This is a genomic window from Streptomyces sp. NRRL WC-3549 (assembly GCF_000721935.1).
GTDB lineage: Bacteria > Actinomycetota > Actinomycetes > Streptomycetales > Streptomycetaceae > Streptomyces.
This window is the reverse complement of record NZ_KL585393.1, coordinates 125972-133422: the sequence shown is the minus strand read 5'-3', so window position 1 is coordinate 133422 and position 7451 is coordinate 125972. Positions and strand designations below refer to the sequence as shown.

The 7451-nt window shown below is 73.3% G+C and carries 6 protein-coding genes and 1 pseudogene; 1 reads left to right on the top strand and 6 read right to left on the bottom strand.

Going from position 1 to position 7451, the window contains the following annotated elements:
- A partial coding sequence (locus IH13_RS0110535) for a sensor histidine kinase (RefSeq protein ID WP_063837426.1) occupies positions 1–2262 on the bottom strand: 2262 nt, incomplete at its 3' end.
- Between the two features lie 366 nt (positions 2263–2628).
- Between IH13_RS0110535 and IH13_RS0110530 the strand changes: the two genes are divergently transcribed.
- On the top strand, positions 2629–3417 hold the full coding sequence (locus IH13_RS0110530; RefSeq protein ID WP_031083182.1) for a hypothetical protein: 789 nt from the start codon (positions 2629–2631) through the stop codon (positions 3415–3417).
- Between the two features lie 39 nt (positions 3418–3456).
- On the opposite strand, the gene crcB (IH13_RS0110525) is transcribed toward IH13_RS0110530, so the two are convergent.
- From crcB (IH13_RS0110525) to IH13_RS0110505, 5 genes and pseudogenes are all read right to left on the bottom strand, one after another.
- Complete coding sequence (gene crcB / locus IH13_RS0110525; RefSeq protein ID WP_031083181.1) at positions 3457–3834, bottom strand: fluoride efflux transporter CrcB; 378 nt, start codon at positions 3832–3834, stop codon at positions 3457–3459.
- A 6-nt stretch (positions 3835–3840) separates the two neighbouring features.
- Positions 3841–4111 (bottom strand): annotated as a pseudogene (locus IH13_RS40090) (DUF190 domain-containing protein).
- Positions 4108–4602, bottom strand: coding sequence for a fluoride efflux transporter CrcB (gene crcB / locus IH13_RS0110515; protein WP_051835813.1), 495 nt, complete (start codon positions 4600–4602; stop codon positions 4108–4110). The pseudogene IH13_RS40090 and the gene crcB (IH13_RS0110515) overlap by 4 nt, the downstream one beginning before the upstream one ends.
- Positions 4603–4801: 199 nt before the next feature.
- Complete coding sequence (locus IH13_RS0110510) at positions 4802–6100, bottom strand: PP2C family protein-serine/threonine phosphatase (protein ID WP_031083178.1); 1299 nt, start codon at positions 6098–6100, stop codon at positions 4802–4804.
- A gap of 552 nt (positions 6101–6652) precedes the next feature.
- Positions 6653–7135: a MarR family winged helix-turn-helix transcriptional regulator gene (locus IH13_RS0110505; protein WP_031083176.1), complete on the bottom strand. Its 483-nt coding sequence runs from the start codon at positions 7133–7135 to the stop codon at positions 6653–6655.
- Positions 7136–7451 lie beyond the last annotated feature (316 nt).

The following is a 7451-nucleotide window of genomic DNA, read 5'->3' as shown; positions in this document are numbered from 1 at the left end:
CACGCCGGTGTCCCGGAGCGTCTGCTCGGCGGCGGCGATCAGCGGGTCGCCGTCGCGCCCGGCCGAACGCGTCGGCAGGGCGTTGGAGTTGGCCTCGGCGACGGAGCCCGGAAGGTTCAGCGTGGGCGCCTCTCCCGGCAGCTGCACCTGCGGCGGGGCCTCGGCGGGCAGCGCCTTCGGCAGCAGGGCCTGCGGAAGGACCACGACGGCGGTCACCCCGCTCCCCTTGTGCTCGCGCAGCTCGACCCGGACGCCGTGGCGCGCGGCCAGCAGCGAGATCACCTGGAGGCCCAGTCCGGCGCCGTCCGCGGCCTGTTCACCGGCCTCGAAGGACGCCGGGTCCGCCAGCCTGGCGTTCAGCTCGGTCATCCGCACGGCCGACATGCCGATGCCCTCGTCCTGCACGGAGAGCATCACCTCACCGGTCTCCAGCAGCCAGCCGGACAGCTCCACAGGGGAGTCCGGGGGCGAGAAGGAGGTGGCGTTCTCCAGGAGTTCGGCGACCAGGTGACTCAGGTCGTCGGCGGCGAAGCCGGCGATCTGGGCGTGCGGCGGCAGGGACTGGATGGTGACCCGCTCGTACCGCTCGATCTCGCTGACGGCGGCCCGCGCCACGTCCACCAGCGGAATCGGGCCGGCGTGCCCCTGGTTGTGCTCGTTCCCCGCCAGGACCAGCATGTTCTCGCTGTGGCGCCGCATGACCGTGGCCATGTGGTCCAGCTTGAACAGGGTGGCGAGCCGCTCCGGGTCCTGCTCGCGCTCCTCCAGTCCCTCGATCACGGCGAGCTGCCGCTCGACGAGGCCCAGGGTGCGCAGCGACAGGTTGACGAAGGTGTGGTGGACGGTGTTCTGCAACCGCTCCAGCTGCTTGGTCAGCTCGGTGACCTGGGCCTGGAGCGCGGCCCGCTCGGCCGTGAGGGCCTCCCGGCCGGCGAGCAGCTCCCCGTGCTCGGCCTCCAGGGACTCCAGCCGGCCCGTGGTGCCCTGACGCATGCCGTGGAGCTTGCCGTGGAGGGTGTTGATCGACCGCACGACCTGGGCGAACTCGTCGTTGCGCCCGGTGTAGCGGACCGGTTCGGCGGTCTCGGGGTCGGCGGCGATCCGGCCGGCACCGAGCCTGAGGACGGCGAGCGGCTGGGTGAGGGTGCGGGCGACCGCCGTCGAGACGCCGACCGCGATCAGCAGACAGCCTCCGAGCAGGGCGAGCCGGATCTCCAGCGCGGTGACGTCGTCGTCCCGCAGCTTCTCCAGGCGTGCGACCTGAGCGGTCCCCAGGGCGGACTCGGCGCTGCGCATCCGGTCGACCCGGGCGGAGAGCGCGGCCTCGACCTTCTTGGGGTCGGAGCGGCGGTCCGCGTCGGACAGCTCGGGGCTGTCGGTCAGCCGGGTGAGGTACTTCTCCGCGGTGTTGACCTCGGGGCCGGACACCGTGGAGGCGAGCCGGTCGCGGGCGGCGGGCCCGGCCGCCTGGTCGAACGTGGCGAGCGAGGCGAGCTCCCGCACGCGGGCCTGCTGGGCGGCGGCGCTCAGGTCGTCCCGGGTCCGGGCGTCCTCGCTGCCGCTGTCGTCCTGGCCCTCGACCGGAAGGCCGGTGTACGGATCGAACGCGGGGCCGGACGGCTTCGTACCCGGCACGGCGAGCGCGGCCAGCAGCAGGCCGCGCGTGGCGGACGCCTGCTCCACCGCGCCGCCGAGGGCGAGCGGGGCACGGGTGGCGTCGGCGGCGCGCGGAGGGGTCTTCTCGGCGAGCTCACCGGCGATGCCGTGGAGCTTGGCGATCACCTCGGAGTACGCCTGGTAGGCCTCCAGCGCCGAGCCCTTGCCCGTGAGTGCCTCACGGCGCAGGGAGGGGATGGTGGAGAGGTCGCGGCGCAGCGACGCGGAGGCGTCGGGGGTGATCTCGTCCACCTGACGGTCGACCCGTGCGGCGGCGTCGGCCGAGTCGCCCTCGCCGTCCTCGTCACGGCCCGCCGCGATGTGCGCGACCACCTCGTCGCGCTCGTCCGCGAGGGAGTGCGCGAGGGTGATCGCCTGCTGGTTCAGCTCGGCGAGCGTGACCAGCCGCTGGGACTCGTTGAGGTCGGCGGAGGCGCTCAGAGCCATCGGGGCGCCCGCGGCGATCACGGTGATCCCGACGACGGCCACGCCGGCGACCAGCCTGCTGCGCACCCGTACGGTCCGCTTGCCCGCGCCCACGGCCGGAGGCGTCGCCCCGGATACGTCGCGCGTGCTGTCCTTGCTCCGAGGCCGCTTCTTCTGCACCGGTGCTCGCAATCTTGACTCGTCCACCCATGAAGCAGAGGTGACGCGCGGTCACATGTTTTCAGGGCGCCCCACCCCTGGTAAGGCTTCCGACCATTCCAGCGCTGCTGACAGGGGGGTGCGCATCAACCGCTCCGCCACTCGAACGAGTGAACATCACTCCGGAGTTGGCGAACAAGTCTCCCCAGAGCCGCCCCCCGTCATGCACGGACCGCCGGGTGGAACTTCCGCCCCGGCTTTGGCAAGATGCCCGCCCGCACGCCCCCGGCCCCCTCCCTCCCGGCCCGACCGCCCGCCCTGACCTGCTGGTACGGACCGATACAGGCGTCGTACGGGCGATGTGAAGGCGTCGTGCAGACTGACCCCATGCACAGCGCACTCGCCACCGAGCCGGGCCACCCCGAACGCCCCAACGAGGACTGGGCGTCGACCGCCGTCCCGGCATCCGGCCTGGGAGGTGTCCTCGTCGTCCTCGACGGTGTGACGCCGCCCCGGGGAGACGACGGGTGTGTGCACTCGGTGCCCTGGTTCACCGCCCGGCTGGGCGGCTCCCTGGTCGAACTGTCCACTTCACGCGGGGACCTGACGCTCACGGAGGTCCTCGCGGCGTCCATCCGGCGCACCGCCGACGCCCACCGCTCCTCGTGTGACCTTTCTCACGCACGGACGCCTCAGGCGACGGTGGTCCTGGCGCGTTGGGACGCGCGGTGCGTCGAGCACCTGGTGCTCTCCGACTCGGCGTTGCTCCTGGAGGCGCCGGACGGCACGGTGCACCCGGTCCTCGACGACCGCCTCGACCGGCTCCCGGCGGACGTCCTGGCCTCCGAGGCCATCACGGACACCCGGGCGCGGAACAAGGAGGGCGGCTTCTTCACGGCCGCGGCCGACCCCGGGGTGGCGTCGCGCGCGGTGACCGGTGAGACGCCCCTCGCCGCGGTCCGTTCGCTGACGGCCCTGACCGACGGGGCGAGCCGCTGGACGGAGACGTTCGCCGCGGGCGAGTGGGCCGACGTACCGGGGCTGTTGCGCGAGGAGGGCCCGCAGGGGCTGATCGACCGCGTCAGGGAGCTGGAGCGGGCCGACACCGACCGGGTCTTCCTGCGGCGCGGCAAGAGGCACGACGACGCGACCGCGGTCCTGGTGGAACTCCGGTGACCCGACTCGGCCCGCGGGCTCGTCCCGGTGGTTCGCCGGTCAGGTGAAGAGGGCTCCGGCCAGGGCCGAACCGGCGAAGGCGGCGCCCAGGCCGACCACGACGGAACCGATCACGTTGGCGACGGCGTAGGCCCTGGCCCCGTCTTCCGCCAAGCGCCGTGTCTCGTAGGAGAACGTGGAGAAGGTGGTGAGCGCGCCGCACAACCCGGTGCCCAGCAGGAGTTGCACGGTGTGGCCGGCGGCACCGGACAGGGCCGCACCGGTGAGCACGCCCAGGACGAGGGAACCGATCACGTTGACGGTGAAGGTGCCCCAGGGGAAGACGGTGTCGTGACGGGCCTGCACCGCCCGGTCGGTCAGGTAGCGCAGCGGGGCGCCGACCGCGCCTCCTGCGGCCACCAGCAGGAAGTCGTTCATCGCGTGTCACTCCTCCGTGCCGGTGAAACGGACGGCCTGCACCCGCTCCAGGGTGATCAGCCCCCGGATCCCCAGCTCCTCCAACTGGGGGAGGAAGGCCAGGACGCGTGCTTCCCCGTCCACCACGACGACCGCGACCGTGGAAGACGGAGGCGCCGCTCAGTCCCGCCGCGTGCGCGCGGTGGACGATCTCGCTGGACAGCGGCCGGTGGTGCCGCACGTCCGTGTCGTCGACCAGCACGGTCAGCCGCAGTGCGGGCAGGGTTTCCCAGGTCATCGCCGACTCCACTTCACCAGGAACCGGCGCGCCGTCCACGTGCCGGTGCTCACCGCCGCCAACGCGGCCACCAGGGTCGATGCCAGATAGATGAGTGCGGTCGCCACCCGGCCGTCGGCGATCAGACGCTCGACGTCCACGGTGTAGGTGGAGAAGGTGGTGAAACCGCCGAGGACACCCGTGCCGAAGAACGGCCGGAGCAGCCGGTGGGCCCGTCCGGTCTCGGTGACCGCGACGAGAAGGACCCCGATCACCAGGCACCCGGCGGCGTTGACACACAGGGTGGTCCAGGGGAACGTCCCGGGGGCGGTCGGCCACAACCGGGCGGCCGCGAACCGGGCGAGCGCGCCGAGCGCGCCGCCCACCGCGATCACACCCGGTACGGCGTAGGGGGCCCGCCCGGGTCCTCGGCGCCGGGGCGGGACCGACAGGTCCACATCGGGGTCCGCCGGCACGGCAGCCGCGAACGGGCCGCTCTCCTCTGGACGCATGCCTCTCCCTACGCGTGGTCTCGGCTTCCGCGCACACGGAAACGATCTGTCACGAGTAGGGACCGTTGGCGGCGGACACCGCGGTTCGGGTACGGCGGGCCCCACCGCCGCGCGGTCCCGCAGGAACCGCTGGACTCCAGCATATCGAGTACGCCTCGGGCGGCGTGCCGGACGGCGGCGGGGCACGTCTCGCGGCGGGTCAGGGGGCACGCAGAGCGACGACCGCGATGTCGTCGTGCCGCACGTCGTCGCTCATCCGGTTGAGCAGCTCGTCGCGGAACACGGGCAGGGGTTCGCGGGCGAGGGCGGCCGCGTGCTGACGCAGGCGTGTCAGACCACGGCCGATGTCCTCGCCAGGGCGTTCGACGAGGCCGTCGGTGTAGAGGAGCAGGGTCGAACCCGCGGGCAGGGTGACAGCGGCCGTCTCACGCCTGAGCCCGGGGTCGACGCCCAGAACCGGGGCGAGCCCGTCCTCCAGCAGGAGGACGCGTCCGTTCGGCTGGGCCAGCAGGGGCGGGGGGTGCCCGGCGTTGGTCCAGTACAGGCGCCACGGTCTCCCGGGGGGCGTCTCGATGCGGGCGACGACGGCTGTGACGAGTTCGATGCTGGTCAGACCCTGCATCACCTTGTCCAGGCGGCACATCACGCCCGCCGGGTGGTCTTCGCTGTCGTAGGCGAGGGCGCGCAGCATGTTGCGCAGTTGCCCCATGCGGACCGCCGCCGTCAGGTCGTGGCCGACGACGTCTCCGATGGCGAGGACGACCGAGCCGTCGGGGAGCCGGAAGGCGTCGTACCAGTCGCCGCCCACCTCGGCTTCCTCCCGGGCGGCCACGTACCGGGCAAGGAGCTGGAGGTGGCCGAGGTGCGCGAGGTCGGGCAGGAGGGAGAGCTGGAGCTGTTCGGCCGTGTGCTGCTGCATGGCGTACAGACGCGCGTTGTCCAGGGCGAGGCCGGCCCGGTGGCCGAGGTCGGCGGCGAGCACGCGCTCCTGCTCGTCGAAGGCCCTGTCCGCGTCACGGCGGACGAGCGTGAGGGCGCCCAGGGTCTGCCGGCGCATGCGCATGGGGGTGACGAGCGCTGTCCGCGCCCCCAGCGTGCGGTACAGAGCCCGCTGCGCGGCCATCAGGGCGTCGTCCCGGTCGGGCGTCCCGAATTCGGTCACGGCCACGGGTCCGGCGCCGCGCAGCACCTTCGCCAGGGCGGCGGCCGAGTTGTCGGGCCCCGGCAGGAGCCCGCCGGGCAGGGTCCGCAACGACCTCTCCCCGGTGCGCTCCACCACGGTCAGCCGCCGCAGCTCCTCCCCCGCGACCACGTCGATGACGCAGGCGTCGGCGAGGTGGGACACGACCACGCGGGCCAGGCGCCGCAGTGACTCCTCCGCGTCGAGGCCGGAGGCCAGGGCCTCGCTGGCCTCCGACAGGAGGCGCAGGCGAGTGGCGGCGTTCCCAGGTGACGCCTCGCCGTCGTCCGGTGTGCGCCGGTCGGTCTCCCTGTTCATGGTCTTCCTGCCTTCGTGCCCGCACCCCCGGCGCCTTTCGCCGGCGTTCTGACGGGTGGGACGTCGGAGGCGTGGTCGGAGGGGGCGATGGGTGAGCTGGTTGTGTGGCTCCACATTGCCCGACCGGGCCGCGTACCCGTCCGTCCACGGACGTCCTGCGCCGCGCGGCTCGGGTTTTAACCCGTGTGGACGATCCGGTGCGGAACCGGCCGGAGCAACGGCCTGGCGCACGATGAAGAGCGGGTCAAGGTCGTCAGGGCTGCCCGTCACACCCGGTGGGCCGGCGCGCGGCGTCCGGAGGCTCCGGCACCTCGCACCGGGAGGCACGCGGGGCCGCACGCGGCCGGGGACGCCGCCGGGGCCCCGGCCCGGCCCCGCGGGCCCGCCGTGCGGCCGGATCGCGCCGCAGCCGCCTTGCGCGCCGCTCCGGTGCGACCCCGGAGGCCTCCCTCACCGCCCGGCCGTGGGCACCGGCGCGGGCGGAGCACGTCAGGCACCCCGCCGCGCGGTGAACGGGTGGCCACCCGCGACGCCCGACAGCTCCGGCGCCGGTCAGTCCTCGGCTCGCGCGTTGAAGTGGTGCAGCAGCCGGGCCAGTTCGGCCACCTCCGCGCGGTCCCAGTCCGCCAGCTTGTCGGCGTACCGGCCACGCCGTGCGTCACGTACGCGCCGGAAGCGGGCGAGGCCCTCCTCCGTCAGCCGGACGAGTGAAACACGGCCGTCCGCCGGATCGCTCTCACGGGAGACCAGGCCGAGCTCCTCCAGAGCGTGCAACTGACGGCTCATGGTCGCCCTGCCGACCCCGAAATAGGCGGCCAGGTCCGTGGGCCGCTGCCGCCCCGCCGCCTCCATGCGGACGAGGATTCCGTAGGCGGACGCCTCCAGATCCGGGTGGACCTCCCGGGCCATCTCCCCGGAATTGGCCCGCGCCCGGCGCAGGAAGACCGCCAACTCCCGCTCCAGGGCGAGGAACTCGTGGTCCACTCCACTTCGGGACGTCGGGCCGGGTTCACCGCCGCTTTCGCTCCCGTGCACGTCAGCACCCCTCACACGCTTTCCCGCCGATGAAAGTTTCCGCCAACCGCGGTCATCGCCGCAGCTCGGCCAGTATTTCGCAGGAGTAGACCTCCGGCGGCGCCCGGGCCCCCTTCCGCCAGACGGGTCTACGTGCGTAGCGTCAGGGGCGCCACGGTGGCATGTTCACACCACGGCGCACGCCCCACAGGAGTGTTCCGCACCCGCTCCTGGGTCATGAGCTCCCCCCACCGAGCCTTCGGAGGCACGAAGATGCCCGTGCACAGATCCGGAACCGCCCTGATCCCCCGCCCCCGCGTCGCCGCGGCGGGCGCCC

Coding starts and splice junctions, on each gene's coding strand:
- IH13_RS0110530 (WP_031083182.1), top strand. CDS start 2,629: ATGCACAGCGCACTCGCCACCGAGCCGGGCCACCCCGAACGCCCCAAC.
- IH13_RS0110510 (WP_031083178.1), bottom strand. CDS start 6,100: ATGAACAGGGAGACCGACCGGCGCACACCGGACGACGGCGAGGCGTCA.
- crcB (WP_031083181.1), bottom strand. CDS start 3,834: ATGAACGACTTCCTGCTGGTGGCCGCAGGAGGCGCGGTCGGCGCCCCG.
- crcB (WP_051835813.1), bottom strand. CDS start 4,602: ATGCGTCCAGAGGAGAGCGGCCCGTTCGCGGCTGCCGTGCCGGCGGAC.